This window comes from Vibrio sp. PID17_43 (assembly GCF_002608565.1).
Taxonomy (GTDB): Bacteria; Pseudomonadota; Gammaproteobacteria; order Enterobacterales; family Vibrionaceae; genus Vibrio.
In genome coordinates this window covers 65,969-87,604 of record NZ_LIXM01000006.1, presented here as the reverse complement: position 1 = coordinate 87,604, position 21,636 = coordinate 65,969, and the positions used below count along the sequence as shown (strand labels likewise).

Below are 21,636 nucleotides of genomic sequence, written 5' to 3'. Positions count from 1 at the left end.
GGCGTTACGCGTCTAGAGTCCTTTCCAACACATCAAACAACATATCGATTTCCGCCGTTGTGTTGTAATGCATACAGCCAATGCGAACCACGCCACCAGATTCTTCTAAACCTAATTGACGAACCAAGGCAAGTGCGTAGAAGTGGCCATTCCAAACGCAGATGTTATTCTCGCCTAATGTCTTGGCGATGAACTCCGGTGAGTACTTGTCGAACGTAAGCGCAAATGTCGGCGTTCTTCGTTGGCTACCTTCATCATCAATACCAAACAGATTCACCCCATCAAGTGCGCTTAAACGCTGTAAAAAATGCTCGCTCAGTTGTTGTTCATGCTGATTGTATAAAGCATAGCTTTGTTCTAAACGCTGGCGAAGTGATGAGCCCGCATCACCAAATTGAGCTAAATACGCCACCGCAGCCGTCACGCCGGCTAAGCCTTCAAAGCTTTGTGTACCGGTTTCAAAACGCCCCGGACCAATGTTGGTTGCAGGCTCAACTTTATAGGGCTTAATACTGTGTAGCCATTGATCTGCAACATAAGCGATGCCCACGTGTGGACCAAAAAACTTGTACGCCGAACAAACTAGAAAGTCACAATCTAACTCTTGCACATCAATTAAGTGGTGCGGCGCGTAATGAACCGCGTCTACATAAACTTGAGCACCAGTGTTGTGTGCCATCTCAACCACTCGATGTATATCAACAATAGACCCGGTCGTATTCGAAGCATAGGTTACGGCTACTAAGCGGGTCTTCTCACTCAATAAGCTCTGAAGATGCTCAAGATCGAGTGTACAATCTTCTTCATTAATACGAACCTGATGAACCACAGCCCCTTTATCTTCTGCTGCTTGTTGCCAGCTCGACACGTTAGAGTAATGATCTAGAGCAGAAACAATGATTTCATCCCCTTCTTTCCAATCGCGGCTAATGGCGCGGCTTAGTTGGAAAGTCAGTGACGTCATGTTGGCACCAAACACAATATTACCGGATGACGGCGCGTTCAGTAATGCTTGTGCTGACTCTCGTGCCGCTTGCATGACATTGACTGTCACTTGGCTAGAGAAGTAGTGGCCACCAAGATTGGAATTAAAATGGCCAAGGTAGTTCACCATGCTATCCAACACCGATTGCGGCACTTGTGAACCACCAGGGCCGTCAAAAAATGTCACCGGCCGCTCATTGTGATATTGCGCTAGTGCCGGGAATTGATCTCGGATTTGATTAAGATTGAAGTTCATTTCGCTTGTCCATCGCTGTCAATACAAAGACATCCATATGACCTTCTTGGTCATTAATTACTGAGCGAATTGGCACAGCATTGTGCCACAGTTTGCTGTCTGCCAGCATCGCCACTTCCCCATTCTCAAGCACTTTGCGGAAGAATGGTGCTTGGTTATGGCTGCTATAAAGCATGATATCGCCACCCATAATGTTGTGGCGACTCACTCCAACCAAAGCAATATGATCGAAACCGTCTTGGTGTACGCCTTCTGGTGCCACTTGGGTTTCATCATAAATCGCGGTGATTCGAATTTGGTGAATTTCTATTTCTTGACCATCGACCAAGTGATTCGCGTTGACGAACAACTCGCACATTTCACGGAAGCCCTCACTTAAAAGAATATCTTTCTCGATCGGTTCGAATTGACGAACCACATCTCCCTGAAATCGGTTGATATCCGAAGATTGCACAAAGCTGTTTTTATTTAAGTCAATGACCTGTCCATCTTCAAAACCAACAACAGAGTAACGTCTTAAACGATATTGACCATCTGCATGCTCGGTACGTGGTAAGCCTTCAAAGGAAGCAGATAGTTGTTCAATCGCAGCCATGCTGAGCTGAGTTAAATGTAGAGTATTCTCACGTGAATGTAACATCATTGGCTCCTTTAATGAGGCACACCTGGTTAGCTAAGTTAACATTTAATTTACATTCTAGGATACGCAAACATTCTGCAATTACCAGAATTTGACGTTGATAGCTTCAACAAAACAGAAAAAATAATACTTAAAACCACCGAGTTATCACTTCGTAGTTTAAATGTTCAAAACGAGCCTAATGCAACATTTGAAACTAGAGTTCTCCACTATAAACAGAATTTTATTCTACCCCGTACAGTTGCTCCACTATCACAAGCAAGTTCTAACCTATAACCAATAATTCGATCGGCTCTTTTCGTTTATGCTTTTAAAGCACTAAGAATTTCCATACAATCGAAAGAAATGTTCAGCCCTCTTTGGAGCCATAATGAGCGAAGTAAAACACTGTAAACTATTAATTCTTGGTTCTGGTCCAGCAGGTTACACTGCGGCGGTATACGCAGCGCGTGCCAATCTAAACCCTGTGCTTGTGACGGGAATGCAACAAGGTGGCCAGCTAACCACAACAACAGAAGTAGAAAATTGGCCTGGCGACGCAGAAGGTCTAACTGGCCCTAGCTTGATGGAGCGCATGAAAGAACACGCAGAACGATTCGAAACAGAAATCGTGTTCGATCACATCAATGAAGTGGATCTGTCTCAACGTCCATTCCGCCTGAAAGGTGACTCTGGTAAGTACACTTGTGATGCGTTAATAATCTCTACAGGCGCATCAGCTAAATACCTAGGTCTTGAATCTGAGGAAGCATTTAAAGGTCGTGGTGTATCAGCGTGCGCAACCTGTGACGGTTTCTTCTACCGTAATCAAAAAGTGGCGGTTGTGGGTGGTGGTAATACTGCCGTTGAAGAAGCACTTTACCTATCTAACATTGCATCAGAAGTCCACCTAATCCACCGCCGTGACACTTTCCGTGCGGAGAAGATCCTTGTGAATCGTCTGATGGATAAAGTAGAAAGCGGCAACATCATTCTTCATACGGATCGAACTCTAGATGAAGTGCTAGGCGACGAAATGGGTGTTACTGGCGTCCGTATTAAAGATGTCAACAACGGTACAACGGAAGATTTAGAAGTGATGGGCGCATTCATTGCGATCGGTCACCAACCGAATACGCAAATCTTTGAAGGCCAAGTCGATATGAAAGATGGATACATCATCGTTAAGTCAGGCCTAGACGGCAACGCGACGCAAACCAGTATTGAAGGTGTGTTTGCAGCTGGTGACGTTATGGACCACAACTACCGCCAAGCTATCACCTCCGCAGGTACTGGTTGTATGGCAGCACTTGATGCAGAGCGTTTCCTAGACGCTTTACCAGAATAACTGAACACAATCGGTATATTGACAAATAACTTTTCACATTTGTGTCATATCCTTATAGCCCAACGGTATTCCCGTTGGGTTTTCTTTTGTATACTACTGCCCATTAAAACAATTATCATTAAACCTTCATAATGGATAAGAAAAAGCAAAGCAGCTTGAATAAGTGGCTTAAGCAACAAAGTAAACTGGCCAAGCGCTGGTTAATGATTGCAATAGGCCTAGGCGTACTATCAAGCGTGTTTTTATTGGCTCAAGCAGCCCTGCTCGCCTCCATTCTTCATCAGTTAATCATTGAGCATGTGGACAAAAGCGAACTCGTTTGGCATTTTGCTGGATTAGGTGCCACTGTAGTTGGACGCGCAGTCTGTGCTTGGGGGCGCGAAATTGCGGGGTACCGTTGCGGTGAACAGATCCGTGTGTATATTCGTCAACTGATTCTAGACAAAGTCCATCAACTCGGTCCGGCATACATCAAAGGCAAACCTGCCGGTAGCTGGGCAACACTGATCCTAGAGCAAGTCGAAGACATGCAAGATTTCTTTTCTCGCTACCTTCCTCAAATGTCGCTTTCTATATTAGTTCCTTTCGTCATCCTTGTGGTGGTATTTCCAATTAACTGGGTGGCTGGCTTAATCTTTCTAATCACGGCGCCGCTTGTACCTATATTCATGGCGCTAGTTGGCATGAAAGCCGCAGACGCAAACCGCAAAAACTTCAAAGCACTACAGCGACTTTCTGGTCATTTCTACGACCGTCTGCAAGCCATGACGACGATCCGCTTGTTCGACCGTACAACATCAGAAACTGAAACATTGAAAGGCGCGTCAGAAGTGTTCCGTACTCGTACTATGGACGTGTTGAAGATTGCCTTCCTATCTTCTGCCGTGCTTGAGTTCTTCACTTCGATTTCGATTGCCATTACTGCGGTTTACTTCGGTTTCAGCTACATCGGTGAACTGAACTTCGGCTACTACGGAACTGGCGTGACGCTGTTCGCAGGTCTGTTTATTCTGATCCTTGCGCCTGAGTTTTACCAACCACTGCGAGACCTTGGTACTTTCTACCATGCGAAGCAGCAAGCGGTTGGCGCTGCAGAGAGCATCGTTGAGTTCTTAGATCTCGATGTAGACCAAGTTAAAAACGGCAGTAAAGTTGTTGAGCAAAACGCTCCGATTCATATAGAAGCCAATGATCTCGTTATCTTCAGCCCAGAAGGCAAACAGCTAGCAGGACCCCTCACCTTCTCATTGAATGCCAACCAAAGTACAGCATTGGTCGGCCCAAGTGGTGCAGGTAAAACCAGCCTAGTAAACACTATTCTTGGCTTTATGCCATATAGCGGCAGCTTAAAGATCAACAACTGTGAATTGTCTGAACTTGATTTAGCCATATGGCGTAAGACGATCAGTTGGATTGGTCAGAATCCAATGCTTCTACATGGTAGCATTCGTGACAATGTCACGCTTGGTAAGCAAGATATTCAAGACAAACAAGTGCACTCGGTACTCAGTGACTCTCACGCCGCAGAGTTTGTAGAGATGCACGGTTTGGAATACCAAATCTCTGACCGCTCAGGTGGCTTGTCTGTGGGCCAGGCGCAACGCCTTGCGCTAGCTCGGGCAATGCTACAAAACGGTCGTTTTTGGCTATTAGACGAACCGATGGCAAGTTTGGATGCACGTAGCGAGAAACTTGTGATGGAAGGCATCGACAAATACACAGCGTCGACTACAAATTTGATGATCACTCATCAGCTGGCACCACTGCAGAATGTGTCTCAGATTTTGGTGATGCAACAAGGTCAAATCATTCAACGCGGTGACTACGCAACATTGGCGTCTCAAGAAGGTTTATTTAAAGAAATGTTGACGGCCAACTTAGCTCAACGTGAATCAGACAAGGGCAACTTAGATGCGTGATTTACTCCCTTATCTAAAACTGTATAAAAAGCATTGGTTTGGTTTGTCACTGGGTATGCTCCTAGCATTCCTAACACTAGCCGCTTCTATTGGTCTGCTAACGCTGTCAGGTTGGTTTATCTCTGCAGCTGCGGTTGCAGGCTTGACCATCGCTCGTGAAACCTTCAATTACATGCTTCCAGGAGCAGGTGTTCGTGGTGCAGCAATGGCACGTACGGCAGGTCGTTGGGGTGAGCGCGTTGTTAGCCACAACGCAACCTTCAAATTACTGACTGATTTACGTATCTTCTTCTTCAAGAAGCTTGCACCGTTGATCCCCGGTCGTGTTTCGACTTTGCGTGATGCGGATTTGCTAAACCGTCTGGTGGCGGATGTAGATGCAATGGACCATGTTTACTTACGTCTGATCAGCCCTGTGATTGTGGGCGTGTTTGGCATCTTGTCGCTAACCGCTGTGCTTGCTTTCTTTGACTGGCACCTTGCCCTATTACTTGGCGGTACTCTAACGGTAATGCTGCTAGTGTGGCCGGTATTGTTCTACAAACTTGGTAAGAATAACGGCGAACACCTGACTCAAAATAAAGCACAGCTACGAGTAGCAACACTGGACTGGCTTCAAGGTTACAGCGAACTGAGCCTATTTGGCGCAGAAGAACGCTACCGTAATGTGATTCTAAAGAAGCAAAAGCAGCTACTATCCAATCAATTCGTCAACGCTAACCTAACAGGTATGGCTTCTGGTCTGTTGATGCTAGCGAATGGTTTAACCTTAGTTGCTATGCTTTGGTTTGCTGCGGACGGTGTTGGTGGTCGTGCGCCAGATCCTTGGATTGCGCTATTTGCGTTTGCCACCATGGCGAGTTTTGAAATTCTGATGCCAATCGCAGGCGCTTTCCAATACCTTGGTCAAACATTGACTTCAGCACGTCGATTAAACGAAATCACCTTAGCTGAGCCAGACGTTGTCTTCCCAGAAGCATCAAAACATGTAGACCGACCACTGGATATTGAGTTCAACAAAGTTGATTTCACCTACCCTGATGGTCAGCAAAAAGTACTGAAAGATCTAACACTATCACTGCCACTAGGCTCAAAAACGGCGATTGTCGGTCAAACCGGTTCTGGTAAATCGACGCTTATTCAATTGCTTTGCCGCTACTGGGATGTAAACCAAGGTCAAGTGAGCATCGGTCGTGCGCCTCTACAAGATTGGAGCGAATCCGATCTGCGCGCAGCAATCACAGTAGTGAGTCAACGTGTTGATGTTCTTAATGGCACATTGCGTGACAACCTATTGCTTGCAGCCCCAGAAGCCACGGACGAACAACTGGCTGATATTCTTACGAAAGTAGATTTAACGAATCTATTAGACGAGCCGGGATTGAACGCTTGGTTAGGTGATGGCGGACGTCAACTGTCCGGTGGCGAAAAGCGTCGAATTGGTATTGCTCGTGCCCTATTGCGCGATGCCCCTATCCTACTTCTTGATGAACCAACCGAAGGCCTGGACAAACGCACTGAGCATACGGTAATGAAACTGTTCAAAGAGCACTTTGCGAACAAAACTGTGGTATTTATTACTCACCGTTTGATTGAGTTAGAAAGCATGGACAACATCTGTCTGATGGAGCAAGGCGAGATCATCGAACAAGGTAGCCACCTAGCTCTGCTTGCTCAGAAAGGGCGTTACCACCAGCTTTTTCAGTCTCTGTAATTTAGAGACTCAAATACACAAAGGGCTCATCCGCTCATGAGCCCTTTTCTTTTGCTCTCACTGTTCCCAAAGCAAGTGCAAAATCGATTATCGACCCGATTCTGCCAGGTAAGCCGACATTCCAGCCTCAGGCACCATAACGTCAACCGTAGCCCACACTAGGTGCGTCTCATTTTTCAATCTGTCTTCAGTAAGCACCATTCTCGCTTGGTACTCTTGGTCATTCGAAACATACACCGATCCAACCATACCAGCCAACTCGGAAGGCTCTAAGCGAATACCTGCTGTGCTTCACTGTTGTCCGTATAGCGAAGGTGTCCGGGGTTTCTCGAAGTGGGTTTTATTATGGATTAAGCTCCGTCATAAGGCTATTCAGCGCGAGGCAAATCGTCACGAGCTTGATACAAAGGTCAAAGAGGCTTTTGACAACAGTAAAGGTCGAGATGGCTCGATGCGCATCCACCCATTAGAAATTTACATCTATAGAAAAACAAAAAGCGCCGCAATTGCGACGCTTTAAAGGATTATATCACAGGTCGTGATTAAGCGTACTCTCGCTCAAATTCGCGCATGAAGTCAACCAAGGCTTGAACCCCCTCTAACGGCATTGCGTTGTAAATCGACGCGCGCATACCGCCGACTGCACGATGACCTTTTAACGCTTTCAAACCTTTTGCGTCTGCCAATTCTAAGAACGTAGCATCGAGCTCTGGTTTTGCTAGTTGAAAGGGTACGTTCATTAATGAACGATTTACCTTGTATACATTGTTACTATAGAAATCAGACTGATCGATGTAATCATAAATCAGTTGTGCTTTCTCACGATTCACCTGTTCCATCGCTTTGACACCACCCTGCCCTTTGAGCCATTTGAATACCAGCCCTGATAAATACCAAGCAAACGTTGGTGGCGTATTGAACATCGATTCTTTCTCTGCCAGTACCGTGTAATCTAGAATACTTGGCAGTACTTCTTTAGCTAAACCAAGTAGATCATCTCTAACAATGGCGATTGCAATACCCGATGGACCGATGTTCTTCTGCGCGCCAGCATAGATAACACCGTATTTAGAGACATCGATTTCTCGCGATAAGATGTTCGATGACATATCAGCAACGATTGGTTTGTCCGTTACCGGTAAATCATTGATTTCAACACCATCAATGGTTTCATTTGGACAAAAATGCACGTACGCCGCATCCGGAGAAATGTGCCACTCACTTGCAGGTAAAATCGCCACTTTACCTTCAATTTCAGTCTTAGCGTTGAATACATCTGGTTCACAGTATTTTTGGGCTTCTACAACCGCACTTTCTGCCCAGTATCCACCATCAATGTAAGTCGCTGTTTCCGCGTTACCTAATAGGTTTAGCGGCACAGCAGCGAATTGAGCTCGAGCACCACCCTGGCAAAACAGTACTTTATAGTTATCTGGAATGCTCAGAAGATCGCGCAAGTCTTGCTCAGCCTCTTCTGCAACCTTGATGAATTCTTTACTTCTGTGACTGATTTCCATCACTGAAGTACCCAGACCTTGCCAGTTAATTAGCTCCTTTTGTGCTTGCTGCATGACTGCTTTAGGCAGACCTGCTGGCCCTGCACTGAAGTTAAATACGTTGTCCGTATTTTGTTCCATGATGCTCATTGCTCCTGCTAAATAAAGATTACAAAGAAAGTAATATCACGTTTTTACAAGGATAAAAACAAGAAAAGAGGTCTTACGACCTCTTTTTAAAATGAAAAAGTTAAAACTCACTTTGTATACCCAAATGACCTTAAGATATCGATACTGCGATACGGGTGTGGGTAGCAATCCTCTACTGCATCAAAGCCGGCATGAGTAAGGCTATTAAAGAAAACTCTTGCCCATTTTCGAACTTCAACTTTCCGTCCGATATTTGTGCTTTCAACTCGTAACCGCTGTCAGTTTTTTCAATCATTTCCATCACCATTAACTCGTCAATACTCTCCTGAATGAATGGGTAAAGATCCACTAACTCATCAGAAAAATAGGTACTTAATGAGCCATTAGTCGCCGTCACGAGTTTCATTGGGTCCTGAGTAATATCAGTCGTTCCTTGAGGCACAGACAATTGCCATTCATTGCGGAACTTACCTTCACCAAACGCTAAAGACAGTTCGTTTACTGAAAGACGGAAACCTTTATCAAACAACGTATTAATATGAGGCAATAAACTTTTAATGTCTTGATCATCTAACAGGGGAGAACTTTGATATATCGACATTATTTGATCAAACGACTGACTATCTACATCAGCAATAGAGAAGTCCAGTTTAAAATCGTCTACTTGTGTCCCATCTGTCAGATGCATTTTCTTCGCGCTAATATTCAGATCGCTATTGAGCTTCTCACCCGCTTCATCTAACTTGGTATGACCACGATAGCTTGCATTCTCTATCATGAAAACCGGCGCAAGTGTCGCATCAACCACATCCAACTTTTGTAACGTGAAAGTCTGCTCGCCTAACCAATACCCTTTTGCTTGCTTGCCTTTACCTTGTCCAGTTAAATTACTGAGGTGGAACTCTTCGCCATTCGCAAAATCGACTTGAACAGAAGGCACAGACACTTGATAGTTCAAATCACCTAACACGGTGACATCCCCTGTCACTTGTACTGGGCTAGTCGAGAAAGAAACGCCTTGTGCTTCATTCTGGTAACTCCAACTATCGAGATCAAGGGTAAATGCCGTGTTGCCATTAAGTTGAGTTTGGCTGTGCATAGTAAGAGGTAAGAAAGCGCTATCAACTAACGTGGAATCAGCCGTCAGACTGGTGAGGCCATGGCTTACCTTGCTAGTCACATCAAATGTTGTTGCCAACCCATCGCGCTCCAGCTGTGTTTTTAACACGGGATCGACAACCGTATAGCGAGTCAGCACCAAAGATGAAAGGTAGCCACGATCGTATTTAACGATTTCCCCCTTAACTGTTCCATCATTCATATTGGCAATACCATCCTCAATGATGGATTGGCCAATTTGCCCAACCGCCAGCGGCCAACAAAGCGCAAGTACAACAGCACCACCGATTGCACCGATTTTTTTTAAATTTTCCATAATGTCACTTTTTAAGTATTTTTGTTCAGTCTAACCTAAACCTAAAGCGGATAAAACATTGAGACAAATCAGAGTATTGATGCTTACCCTAGCCCATTAGTCAAGAATAAAACCTAGCTCTCACTCATTAGCGCACTAAATTGGTATGGTAAATTTGCTAACTGATAACCGGAGCTCAAACACTCGTGAACCGCTACGCTGTATTGTGCCTTGATAATAACCCCAACAGTGCCGAGCAATTTCGATTGGAGCTGACCGCTTTTTCTAGCAAGTTTGATATCCTCTCTGCTGAATCAATAGAAGAAGCAACACTTGCATTAAAAGAGATAGAGCTGCGCCAACAAACGGTCGCCCTCGTCATCGCGAGCCATCATGGCAATTTTAATAGCGTTGATTTTCTTATTGGACTTGACCGAGAGCCTCACACTAAACGGGCCCGAAAAATTCTGATCAGCTGTTCCTCAGACATTGACGCCATTCTAACTGCAGTTAACGAAGGCCGACTCGATCATTGTTTAACTAAGCCTCTTCCGGACAACGTGCTTCTCCAAACAGCACAAAAAGAACTGACGCAATTTATTCTGCGCTATGAAAAAGATGACTTACTCAACTACAGTCAAATTCTAGACCAGCACAAATTGTTGCGCGCTCACATCGAGCATCAAATGCACAACTACCAAGCTGGTTTTTTGAATGACTATCATGCCCTTTCCGACCATGATTTAACCGAGCAAGTTGTGAGTGCACTAGAGCACTTTTTCCAACAAAATGACGACACTAACGCCTGTCGCACCTATTCCCCTGAACACTTTCTGACCATTGAAGGAGAACCTAATTGTTTTCTGTGGTTCATTACCAAAGGTGAAGTGGCGCTTTATAAAAGGGATGAATTGGGGATGCAAAGAGAAGTGGTGCGTCATTCAAAAGGCAATATTGTAGGAGGTATGTCCTTTGTCACGGGGGAGAGATCCTTTTCAACGGCACTCACGCTAACTCAAACTGAAGTGATCAAACTTGATCGCAATGTTTTCCGGAAAGTGATGCAAAGCAACTCTAACCTATTGCCCCTATTTACTAACCTGCTGTTGCGCCACTTTAACCGGCGTCTCCAACGTAGTATCAATACAAAACTAAAATTGCAAAAAACCTTAGAGTCTTTGGAGTCTGCTCACCAGCAATTAATTGAACGTGAGAAGATGGCTATGCTTGGTCAGCTTGTTGCTGGCGTTGCCCATGAGCTAAACAACCCCATAGCTGCAATATTGCGGGGGGTAGAAAACCTCTCGTCGACCTTAGAACTCATACTTAACGCGCTCCCCTCCCAGGATATCCAGACCAAAGGCGTGGAATTATTGACCCGAGCAAAAAGTACAACTCCCACCTCAACGGCCGAACTAAGAGAGAGAGTAAAGCAACTGACTCCTGCACTCCCAAATAGGACATTAGCCAAAAAAATGGTGAATTTAGGTCTGGAACGAGACTTAGAGCTCATCTCTCAATTAAAACGCCAAAAAACGGACACTTTACAAACACTCGGCACACTGGATCACTATCACCAGGCTGGCGTATCACTACGTTCTATTCATGTTTGTGCCGCTAGAATCGCCGATATGGTCAAAAGCTTGAAAGGTTATGCCCGCTCGGATGATGAGAGCTTGCACTACGCAGACTTACATGAAGGTATCGAAGATACGCTAGTGATATTTGAGAATAAGCTCAAGATGCACCATGTCACCACTGACTATGCCGAGCTTCCCTATACACTTTGTCAACCAGTTGCATTGCAACAAGTTTGGACGAACTTAATTTCCAATGCCATTGATGCATTCCCTGAAAAAGGGACACTCGCGATTCAATCAAAATTAGCCACAAAAAACCATCAAACCTACGCAGTAATTTCATTTAAAGATAATGGCAGCGGTATTCCAGAATCACAACAACAAGCCATTTTTGAACTCAATTTTACAACAAAAAAAGAAGGTAACTTCGGCCTAGGTATAGGACTGTCTATCTGTCAGCAAATCGTTGCGAGCCACAAAGGCTGGATAGAAGTGGAATCGGAAGTCGGCCACTTCACTTGCATGACAGTCTGGTTACCTATCATACGAGAAGGAAATGAAGAATGACTAAATATCTGATTTTATGCGTGGATGACGAAAGAGAGGTCTTGGACAGTGTCCTTCAAGATTTGATCCCATTCGAAGATAACTTTGTTGTAGAAGGCGCGCAGTCGGTTACGGAAGCGAAGCAAGTTATCGAAGAACTGGCGGAAGATGGTGTTCAGCTCGCGCTTATTCTTTGCGATCACATCATGCCAGAACAAACGGGTATCAGCTTTTTAATTGAACTTAGTCAAAATAGTCATACTAAAGCGGCACGCAAACTCCTCCTCACCGGACAAGCAGACTTGGAAGACACGGTAGAGGCGGTAAACCACGCGAGTCTAGACTACTACATTGCCAAACCTTGGACAGGCAAAGAGTTAAGAGAAACTCTCGTCGCTCAGCTCACTACATTTATGATTGAGAATGACGAGGATCTATTATCGTGGACCACCATTCTTGATTCTGAAACCATCTTAAATGCAATGGCAGCAAGACGGAGTAGCTTTGGCGAATGACGGATAATTAAATCTATCACCTTAACATCGCGGCACGATTTTTGCTCAGAAACTAGCACAATGGCATCATTTGACAAAACATCGACATATTTTTAATGGTCGTAGACCATGGTTTTTATTATGATGTCGAATAAATTAGAATATGGTTCAAGTGGTTACTTGAATCCATGGAAACATTGAACAAGGTTTATCGTTAGTTATGCGTAAAACATTATTAGCCACAGCCCTTTTGTTGGCATCAAGCCACGCGCTTGCCGCAAACGATCGCAACGCCCCGGCAACCATGAGCAACTTTAGCTACGACTACTTCGAAGCAAGAATTGGTGCAAGCCCTTTAACATTTGGTGCTGGTTTTAGTAAATCAATTCACCCAAACGCGCACATCATCGCTCGTATTGACTCTGAGTTCGAAAGCGATTTCGATTCTGCCGCAGGTTTTGGTTTCCACTCACCACTCAATAACTGGGCAGATCTAACTGGTGCAATGCTGATGCGGGTTGTACAACCATCCTCTTCTAGTAGTACTGACGTTGGTATGGAACTTAACCTAGGAGTGCGCCAATGGCTTGGGCCTCAACTAGAAGTAGGCGGAAAAGTGGGTTACGTGTCTATTGACAATGACGATGATTGGATGGGTTCTGCTTACGCACGTTTCCACTCTACAGAGCTATTTTCTCTAGGTGCTGAAGCGCGTATCAACGACTTCTATGGTGATCAGGTAATGTTCACTACCCGTTTCAAGTTTTAAGCATTAGAACTAAACATAAAAACCGAGGTTAATGCCTCGGTTTTTTATTTTGAGATAACGAACTCGACGAAGTAGTCAAAGCATCCATTTCCCTTCGTCCGCTTTCAATTCTCTCTTTTATGACTCACCTACTTCATCCTAAACGAGTCAATCGTCATAAACGCTATATGCCCAAGTGACTCCAAGATATAAGATTCAGAGCGCGTTGCCTCAACTCGTATACATCGTTAACCAGTTTTATTTAAAACCACTTCGGTATCGTTTATTCACACATAGCCAGAAGTTGCTTCTTGCGCGGCTCTTGGATTAATTTCCAATGCACACCGTCAACCGCACCGGCAAACTTCCATAAAAGCTTCACATCAACATCACTACCGTATGCCGCTTTCACTTTATTAAATGTTTCTACTGGTCCGATTGACAAAAACGTATCAACATCATCAATACCCGCTTTCTTGACCATGCGTTCAAGAGTGAGTTGCATGTTTGGTAAATCACGCAAGCGTCTGCTTTCAGAAGACTTCTGGTACTTTCGCTCTTTAATTGAGCAATCTATCGATTTTTGTAATAGAGCATCCAATCCCGAAAATTCCGAATCAAAAAGCTCGGTTACATCATAATAATTTACCGTTGCCGTCGTTTGTTTTTTGACGTGCTTATATTTTTCGCAGTTCAGTTGAGTAAATTCTTTGTCTAAGCCATTTCCACCACGTAAATAACAACTATCGTTACTTACTAGAGCAAACATGGCATCATTACTAAACAAACCTATTCCGCCGAACATTGAGCGTTTCTGATACTTACTAAAATTACTTACATAGTTAAAAAAAGCTTGGTCTGTCATGTCCATTGACCTCTTTAATCTGAATAAATTACCCCGATTAGCGATGTCACCAGATAAACAGCAGCTTGTTGCGAATAAAAAAATGTCGATATGTTGGCGATATTTATGTGAATTGTGCTTACCAACTAAGTCAATCATACTTAACGTTAAAAAATAAGTTAGGATCTCCGTCACAGATGCCAAATCACAAACTCAATACATGTGACGAAAATCACACCAGTGACAATTAGAACGCTATTTTTTTGACGGTTCACGTATCAATAATCACATAATCATATGCTAAACGTGAAAACTATCGTTATCGATTGCGCATTTGATTGAAAAGTCACACGCTGTGGATGTAAAATGTATGAAAGCTCTCTAGCACAATATTCTAATGGAACATTTATCATTTTTTTGGCTGCCAAATAATAAAGACAAGCTCATAAAAGCACTGGAGTCAGAGTTCGCTCAGTTAGTAGAGCAATCGATTTCTACAGGGAAAATTTCTCTCCCTCCCATCCCTGATGTCGTCTTAAAAATTCAAACACTTTGTACCGATGAAAGTACAACTATTGTTGAAATTGCTAACGCACTTTTAGAAGACCCTGGTCTTGCAGCTGTAGTTATTCGAGTTGCCAATTCCGTGATGTTCAATCGTCGCAATATCACATGTACGGACTTGACGACTGCCGTTTCGCGCCTTGGAATTCTTCGAGTAAGGGACATCGTAACCGCTCAATCGATTGAGCAGCTCAAACATTCCGTTAATCTCACTAAAGAGTGTAACGCTATATTGATGAAAAGTGCTGCGGTTTCACGAGAGCTTGGTGCCACCATGGTACTGGTGGCTCAAGAGTTTCGTAAACATGAGCCTGACACTTATGGGCACCTTGAACAAGAAAAGGCATTACTGGTCGGTTTATTAGCGGATATAGGCTTATTCTGCTTAATTAGCGAATACCACCTTTACTTGGATAAAGGGAATTACCTCGACGCTGATATTGCTTTGCAAATTTTCCAAACTCGTTGCTCAGCGACCAGTAAACTGGTTTTGGAAAGTTGGGGGTTTGATAATGACTTTAGAGAAGTCTCATCGAATGAAAAGTATCAAGAAATCAGACCTGATGTTAGCTATTTAGACATCGCGCGAATTGCCAATCACTTGCTGATGTTCCGCAGTCAAGATGAGCGAATTGAAGACCACGAAGTCGAATTTAATGTCACTGGCGCTGAAGTTTTGTTTGATTTAAGCAACATGAATGACACGCTCTTCAAAAATAAAATCAACGACGTTCTACGTACCAGCGGTCTCTAATTATTACATCAACAATACACAGTCACGTAAAATCTAATGCCCCGTCATCATGCATGAGGGTTTAATTTACTCGACTTGCCTCATAAGGAATGCTTGAGCTTTATGTTTTCAGGGATGTTATTTATCTTCGCCCCACTTGTTGTGGGGTATTTAATACCAATTTCTCGTGCTTCGATTCTTGAGAAAATAAATCAATCAACGTCGTACCTCATTTATGTCATATTGTCTTTAATGGGCTTGAGCTTAGCGGCATTAGACAACCTAGGCAGTAATTTACAGACCATTTTACTTTATGCTGGTACCTTTTTTGTCTGCTTGAGCCTATGTAACCTATGCGCTTTACCTATCGTTGATAAATTGCTTCCATTGCAGACCGATCAATCTCAAAAAAATCTTCCTTTATCTTCAATGGTGCTGGAATCCTGTAAGCTCATTATCGTTGTCGGCGGAGGATTAGTACTTGGCCTTCTCTTGCCGATAGGGCTTTCTTGGGTAGACACCGCCAGTGAATGGATTTTATTTCTCCTCCTGTTTTTTATTGGCATTCAGCTACGCAACAGTGGCCTCACATTAAGACAAATCTTGCTTAATAAACAAGGAATGGCGATTGCTAGCATCATAATTGCCACTTGTATGATAGGCGGAGCAATGGCTTCTGTTTTTCTTGATATACCTTTGTATAAAGCGCTTGCGATGTCTTCAGGATTTGGTTGGTATTCACTCGCTGGCATTTTGATGGGTGATGCTTTTGGGCCTGTTTTCGGTGGTGCGTCATTCTTAATCGAATTGATGCGTGAATTAGTTGCGCTCGTGGCAATTCCACTATTTATTCGTCGTTACCCTTGCACCGCCATTGGCTATGCTGGCGCTACTGCAATGGACTTCACTCTACCCGTGATTCAAACCACAGGAGGGGTTCGTTGTGTGCCTGTTGCGATTGTTAGCGGCTTTATCCTAAGCCTACTTGTTCCTGTCATGATGCTTTTCTTTGTATCACTTGCTAGCTAGATCTCAGGAATACTCGTTAACATCCATTACAATACGGCAAAAATTACGCCACCTGAGCAACCTAATATCGCGTGTAAGCTTGCAAATATAGTCATTATCACTAACCTTGCATATCGATGCTATTCAGGTAGAACAAACAGAAGGAATAACAATGAAACGCTTTGTCGTTGCCGCGTTACTGGCTACCAGCTCAACTTTAACTTTTGCTGCAGATCAACAATGCCTGTCTAACAAATATGACGGTTATGTTGGTGCTTCATTGCAGTGGTATCAGGATCTTGTCGACTTGACTGTCTCTCAGTACCCAGAATTGGTCGAAGTAAGCCAATGGTTTTTGGAAGGTCGAAAACACCATTTCGAATTAAATCGAGAAGCCGTTCATTATTTCCTCAAAAATGAGCCAAGCCGCGTTGCCACCGAGCAACCAATCGAAGCATGGCTAAAACTTGAACAACATGATGTCAAGCAACTGGCAACTCGTAGCGACAAGCTGGGAGACGTTGCAAAACGAACTTTCAATGATCGCCAGTCTACCAATCATCCAAAAAACTACGAACTTCGTTCAGCATTTGCGGACTTACTCAGCCACCCAAAACAGATTGATACTGCACTGAACAAATACAATCAATCAATTATTAAAATTGAACAGCAGAAGTGCAATTAACTTCCCTAGACATTCCATTTAGGCAACATTCATTTCAATAATAAAAACGGGACATTGCGCCCGTTTTGGTTTAGATTGTACCGCTCGCATTACCAAATAACTACAAAGATTCTTTGCTATGGTTAAGGAACAAAAAACCGCTGACGTTAGCCTCGAGAGCTTGCTAAAGATCTTCACAATTCCTGAAGGTCCAGACTCTACGTTGACAAAAATAGAACTAAGTCTCTCGCAAAACTTAAACCAGTTTCTTCGCGAACACATCGTGGCAGAAGAAAAGCCTTTACATGAAATAGAGAAAGACTTTTCTTCTGCTCAGATCCCGGAACAACCAGAATTCGTTTCTGCCCATACTGAACATCTGCTCGATACTTTAGTTTCCCACTCGGTTCATACTTCGGCACCTAGCTTTATCGGTCACATGACATCGGCACTGCCTTACTTCTTAATGCCGCTTTCTAAGATCATGATAGCGTTGAACCAAAACTTAGTAAAAATCGAGACATCTAAAGCCTTCACGCCGTTGGAGCGTCAGGTGTTAGGTATGCTACATCGTCTTATCTATGCGCAAAACGACGATTTCTATAGCAAGTGGATGCACAGCGCAAATCACTCACTTGGTGCGTTTTGTTCTGGGGGAACGATTGCTAACATAACCGCACTTTGGGTGGCTCGTAACAAAGCACTCAAAGCCGATGGTTCATTTAAAGGTGTTGAGAAAGAAGGCCTGTTTAAAGCCATGAAGCATTATGGCTACGACGGTTTAGCGATTCTTGTATCTGAGCGAGGCCACTACTCTCTGAAAAAAGCAGCGGATGTATTGGGCCTTGGTCAGGATGGCTTAGTTGCTGTTAAGACTGACGCAAATAACCGCATTATTGTTGACGATCTGAAGGCCAAGATTGGAGAGTTAGAAAAACAAAACATCAAACCATTTGCGGTTGTTGGTGTGGCCGGTACCACAGAAACGGGTAATGTTGACCCTCTTCCTCAAATCGCACAAGTTTGCGAAGAGCATAATTGCCATTTCCACGTTGATGCTGCGTGGGGTGGTGCGACGTTGATGTCGAATCATTACCGTCAGCTACTTGATGGCGTTGAGTTAGCAGACTCGGTAACAATAGATGCCCACAAGCAGCTCTATATACCTATGGGTGCTGGAATGGTGCTTTTCAAAGATCCCGATGCAATGAAATCGGTAGAGCATCACGCGCAATATATTCTGCGTAAAGGTTCAAAAGACCTAGGCAGTCATACGCTTGAAGGCTCACGCTCGGGAATGGCCATGCTAGTTTATGCAGCAATGCACATCATCAGCCGTCCAGGCTATGAACTGCTAATAGACCAAAGTATTGAGAAAGCACGTTACTTTGCAGATCTAATCAAACAGCAAGATGATTTTGAACTGGTCTCGGACCCAGAGCTTTGTTTACTGACCTACCGCTATTTACCAGCAAATATGCGCGCGGCACTAGAAAAAGCACAAGGCGCACAAAAACAAAAACTCAACGAGTTGATCAACCAACTCACACAGTTTATTCAGAAGCGTCAACGTGAAACGGGCAAGTCATTTGTGTCTCGTACTCGATTAAACCCAGCCCAATGGCAACGTATGGATACCATCGTATTTCGCGTCGTCTTAGCTAACCCATTGACTACCAAAGACATTCTTAACTCGGTGCTTGAAGAGCAAAGAGAAATTGCTCTGCAAACACCGAGTTTAATGACAAAAATTGAAGATACTGTCCACGACATTTTCAATTCTTAACCTTCTGTGTGAGTTACACCAATTTGAAAATTTCTTTCGTTTTTGGTGTAACTCAAACATCAATACTGTGCTACTAAGAGTACAAAGGCACGATCTCACATTCAATTCTGTATTTTATTGAACATTTTGTTTGAGGTTTGTCAAATTCTCGCTAAATAGTAACCGTATTTGTTTTAGCCAGATTGTGGTTCAGGTTTATACTGGTTTTATGGCGCTGGTCGCTTTTGTTAACGCCTCTCTCGACCTAGATACGATGATGTATCCACTGTTAACAGAACCAGCGAGTTGTTCTCTATACCCTCGTGAACACTATGAATACATTAGAAAAAATTCAAAAAAATCTGGAGAATTTCAGTAAATCAGAGCGCAAAGTCGCAGAAGTGATTATGGCGTCTCCACAAACTGCGATTCATTCGAGCATTGCCACGTTAGCTAAAATGGCGGACGTGAGTGAGCCAACCGTTAACCGTTTCTGCCGTCGTCTGGATACCAAAGGTTTTCCAGATTTTAAACTCCACCTTGCACAAAGCCTTGCGAATGGGACACCTTACGTTAACCGTAACGTTGAAGAAAGCGATGGTCCCGATGCTTACACGCATAAAATTTTCGAATCCACAATGGCGTGTTTGGATGTAGCCAAAAATAGCTTAGATGCAATGCAAGTGAATCGTGCTGTAGACCTATTGACGCAAGCAAAACGAATCTCATTTTTTGGTCTAGGTGCCTCTTCTTCGGTCGCTCGTGATGCTCAAAACAAGTTTATTCGCTTTAACATTCCAATCACCTGTTTTGAAGACATTGTGATGCAAAGAATGAGCTGTATTAATTGCAGTGACAACGATGTGGTCGTACTTATTTCGCATACAGGCAGAACAAAGAGCCAAGTAGAGATTGCGAACCTTGCTCGTGAAAACGGAGCGACAGTCATCGCAATTACAGCAAAAGATTCGCCGTTGGAAAAAGCAAGCTCGTTAGCTATTACCCTAGATGTCCCTGAGGACACCGACGTTTACATGCCAATGGCAAGCCGCGTAGTTCAGATGACGGTAATCGATGTGTTGGCCACTGGCTTTACGCTACGTCGCGGAGCTGGGTTCCGGGAAAACCTAAAGCGTGTAAAGGACGCATTGAAAGACAGTCGCTACGACAAGCTCAGTCAATATTAATACCTAATAACAAAGGGAGCCATTGAGTTCCCTTTGTTTTTGATAAGGTTAAACGCTGGATAAATCCGACTTTGATTCCAGCACTTCAACTGTACTTTTTTGATGTTCAGGTGCAGCAAAGCATTCGCCACTGCAATCACATACCTGACGTAAGATATACACCAACCTCTCTTGATTAAGTGGCAGCGGGTTACCTTTTATTGCCACCGACTTAAGGGCATCCTCGGCCACTTGCTCAAAAGAAGTTTGGCAGACTCCATACTTACCGAGTTGGGGTAACTCTAGCTTATCAGAGACCATTTTCACCCACATTACGCCATCATATTCATTCGCATTTGCCCTCTCGGTAACGATTTGAGCCAATTTCTTATAGCGGCTCACGACATCTGATCTTCCTGCTTTCTTAGCCGCATTGATATTTTCTTGCATCACGTGTGGCGCTAATCTTGCGGTTATCACGCTATGCGGAGCGTCGAGTTTCCCTCCTAACGCAGATGCTAATCCATGAGCCGCTCCCAACTTAGCATTGGTAATCGCCATACCACCGAGCAAAGCGGCAAAAGATAAGTCAGAACGAGCCTTATGGTTGTCCTGTTTACAACCTGCAATCACCGAACGGCTCAAACGCCTTAAGCCCTCCTCACACACCATATCGGTCAATGGATTCGGATCACCACAAACATAAGCCTCCATCAAGTGTGTAAAAGCATCCATTGCTCCCCGACCAGAAGTATATTGATCGGTACCATAGGTTAACGTTGGATCAACAATCGCTGTGTCTGCAAGCATATCAGGGCTTCTTAGACTAACTTTCACTTGGTCTTGCCCGGATTTAAGTACTGCATTTCGTGTCACTTCCGAACCTGTGCTTGCCGTCGTAGGAATTGCGATAAAAGGTATCGGTTTCGCTTTTAGTGGTACGTTTCGTCCAACCACTTCAACATAATCATAAACATCGCCTTGATTAGGGATAACGGCTGCAAGCGCCTTCCCCATATCAATCACGCTCCCCCCACCTATAGCAGCAACCATATCGGGTTTAAACTTCCTTCCTATAACAGCGGTCTCTTCAACCATCGTTATATTAGGTTCTCCACAAATTGCGACATGTTGATAACGCATATTCTGCGCTTTGAGATAATTAATGATTGGTTTTGCTCTTTGCTTATCTTTTCCTGTGACAAGCAAAACACTATAGCCATATTGGTTGATTACTGACAACGAAGACTGTAGCGCTCCTTCTCCAAAGATAATCTTTGTCGCAGTCATAAACTGAAACATACGCACCTCCCCCAAAAACACTTAACTATAGAGTGCTATGTATTGAGCAAAAAAAAGTTGACCAAGTGCACCTTGCAACCATTAACCCTATTTAATGTGTGTTTTTATGGGACGCTTCACAGAGTCAAAATAGACTATAACCGCTCATCTTATGCTTGCTTTTAATTCATTTGTGTATGAAATCTATACGATAGATTTTACCTATCGAATCAACAGGCAATTGCTGCTTTATTTCCGCTTCGGGATAAGGCATAGTTGTCCCAAGAAACGAAAGCGCCCTGAAAAGGTAGTTACTACGCTTTCAAAAAGAATAGATTAGGAG

Annotated in this window: 17 protein-coding genes and 2 pseudogenes; 12 read left to right on the top strand and 7 right to left on the bottom strand. The window is 43.8% G+C overall.

The features are described 5' to 3' along the window. Positions 1-4: 4 nt before the first annotated feature. Together AK965_RS05880 and AK965_RS05875 are read right to left on the bottom strand one after the other, a co-directional pair. Positions 5-1,240, bottom strand: coding sequence for a cysteine desulfurase-like protein (locus AK965_RS05880; RefSeq protein WP_099078743.1), 1,236 nt, complete (start codon positions 1,238-1,240; stop codon positions 5-7). After that, complete coding sequence (locus AK965_RS05875) at positions 1,224-1,880, bottom strand: 2OG-Fe dioxygenase family protein (RefSeq protein ID WP_172438082.1); 657 nt, start codon at positions 1,878-1,880, stop codon at positions 1,224-1,226. Before AK965_RS05875 ends, AK965_RS05880 begins: the two co-directional genes overlap by 17 nt. A gap of 370 nt (positions 1,881-2,250) precedes the next feature. On the opposite strand from AK965_RS05875, the gene trxB reads away from it, so the two are divergent. The 3 genes from trxB to cydC all read left to right on the top strand — a co-directional run bounded on the left by trxB (position 2,251) and on the right by cydC (position 6,840). Next, positions 2,251-3,207 (top strand): thioredoxin-disulfide reductase, encoded by a 957-nt coding sequence (gene trxB / locus AK965_RS05870; protein WP_099078741.1) that lies wholly within the window; start codon positions 2,251-2,253, stop codon positions 3,205-3,207. Positions 3,208-3,338: 131 nt separating this feature from the next. Next, positions 3,339-5,126 carry a cysteine/glutathione ABC transporter permease/ATP-binding protein CydD gene (gene cydD / locus AK965_RS05865; RefSeq protein WP_099078740.1) on the top strand — a complete coding sequence of 596 codons (1,788 nt, stop codon included), beginning with the start codon at positions 3,339-3,341 and terminating at the stop codon, positions 5,124-5,126. Beyond that, positions 5,119-6,840 carry a cysteine/glutathione ABC transporter ATP-binding protein/permease CydC gene (gene cydC / locus AK965_RS05860; RefSeq protein ID WP_099078739.1) on the top strand — a complete coding sequence of 574 codons (1,722 nt, stop codon included), beginning with the start codon at positions 5,119-5,121 and terminating at the stop codon, positions 6,838-6,840. The genes cydD and cydC overlap by 8 nt, the downstream gene beginning before the upstream one ends. Before the next feature lie 87 nt (positions 6,841-6,927). Here the strand turns inward: cydC and AK965_RS05855 are convergent. Continuing rightward, positions 6,928-7,119, bottom strand: a pseudogene (locus AK965_RS05855) (D-serine dehydratase); the annotation flags it as partial. On the opposite strand from AK965_RS05855, the pseudogene AK965_RS05850 reads away from it, so the two are divergent. After that, positions 7,110-7,300, top strand: a pseudogene (locus AK965_RS05850) (IS3 family transposase); the annotation flags it as partial. The pseudogenes AK965_RS05855 and AK965_RS05850 overlap by 10 nt on opposite strands. Before the next feature lie 82 nt (positions 7,301-7,382). Here the strand turns inward: AK965_RS05850 and serC are convergent. Together serC and AK965_RS05840 are read right to left on the bottom strand one after the other, a co-directional pair. Further along, on the bottom strand, positions 7,383-8,477 hold the full coding sequence (gene serC / locus AK965_RS05845; protein ID WP_172438081.1) for a 3-phosphoserine/phosphohydroxythreonine transaminase: 1,095 nt from the start codon (positions 8,475-8,477) through the stop codon (positions 7,383-7,385). Positions 8,478-8,658: 181 nt separating this feature from the next. Continuing rightward, complete coding sequence (locus tag AK965_RS05840; RefSeq protein ID WP_099078737.1) at positions 8,659-9,921, bottom strand: DUF945 family protein; 1,263 nt, start codon at positions 9,919-9,921, stop codon at positions 8,659-8,661. 185 nt (positions 9,922-10,106) lie between these two features. Here AK965_RS05840 and AK965_RS05835 point away from each other — a divergent pair, with 185 nt between their 5' ends. From AK965_RS05835 to AK965_RS05825, 3 genes are all read left to right on the top strand, one after another. Continuing rightward, entirely contained in the window at positions 10,107-12,047 is a 1,941-nt protein-coding gene (locus AK965_RS05835; protein WP_099078736.1) for an ATP-binding protein, read from the top strand. Then, positions 12,044-12,541: a response regulator gene (locus tag AK965_RS05830; protein ID WP_099078735.1), complete on the top strand. Its 498-nt coding sequence runs from the start codon at positions 12,044-12,046 to the stop codon at positions 12,539-12,541. The genes AK965_RS05835 and AK965_RS05830 overlap by 4 nt, the downstream gene beginning before the upstream one ends. 199 nt (positions 12,542-12,740) lie before the next feature. Beyond that, positions 12,741-13,289, top strand: a complete 549-nt coding sequence (locus AK965_RS05825) for a hypothetical protein (protein ID WP_099078734.1) — start codon at positions 12,741-12,743, stop codon at positions 13,287-13,289. 262 nt (positions 13,290-13,551) lie between these two features. On the opposite strand, the gene AK965_RS05820 is transcribed toward AK965_RS05825, so the two are convergent. Then, positions 13,552-14,139: a TfoX/Sxy family DNA transformation protein gene (locus AK965_RS05820; RefSeq protein WP_099078733.1), complete on the bottom strand. Its 588-nt coding sequence runs from the start codon at positions 14,137-14,139 to the stop codon at positions 13,552-13,554. A gap of 370 nt (positions 14,140-14,509) precedes the next feature. On the opposite strand from AK965_RS05820, the gene AK965_RS05810 reads away from it, so the two are divergent. The 5 genes from AK965_RS05810 to AK965_RS05790 all read left to right on the top strand — a co-directional run bounded on the left by AK965_RS05810 (position 14,510) and on the right by AK965_RS05790 (position 20,033). Beyond that, a complete protein-coding gene (locus AK965_RS05810) occupies positions 14,510-15,430 on the top strand; it encodes an HDOD domain-containing protein (protein WP_099078732.1) in 921 nt (306 codons plus the stop codon). A gap of 102 nt (positions 15,431-15,532) precedes the next feature. Next, complete coding sequence (locus AK965_RS05805; protein WP_099078731.1) at positions 15,533-16,438, top strand: lysine exporter LysO family protein; 906 nt, start codon at positions 15,533-15,535, stop codon at positions 16,436-16,438. Positions 16,439-16,589: 151 nt separating this feature from the next. Then, entirely contained in the window at positions 16,590-17,102 is a 513-nt protein-coding gene (locus AK965_RS05800; RefSeq protein WP_099078730.1) for a hypothetical protein, read from the top strand. A 118-nt stretch (positions 17,103-17,220) separates the two neighbouring features. Next, a complete protein-coding gene (panP, locus tag AK965_RS05795; protein WP_099078729.1) occupies positions 17,221-18,867 on the top strand; it encodes a pyridoxal-dependent aspartate 1-decarboxylase PanP in 1,647 nt (548 codons plus the stop codon). Positions 18,868-19,178: 311 nt separating this feature from the next. Next, positions 19,179-20,033 (top strand): MurR/RpiR family transcriptional regulator, encoded by an 855-nt coding sequence (locus AK965_RS05790; protein WP_099078728.1) that lies wholly within the window; start codon positions 19,179-19,181, stop codon positions 20,031-20,033. A gap of 48 nt (positions 20,034-20,081) precedes the next feature. Here AK965_RS05790 and AK965_RS05785 read toward each other — a convergent pair whose 3' ends face one another. After that, entirely contained in the window at positions 20,082-21,314 is a 1,233-nt protein-coding gene (locus AK965_RS05785; protein ID WP_099078727.1) for an iron-containing alcohol dehydrogenase, read from the bottom strand. Between the last annotated feature and the right edge of the window lie 322 nt (positions 21,315-21,636).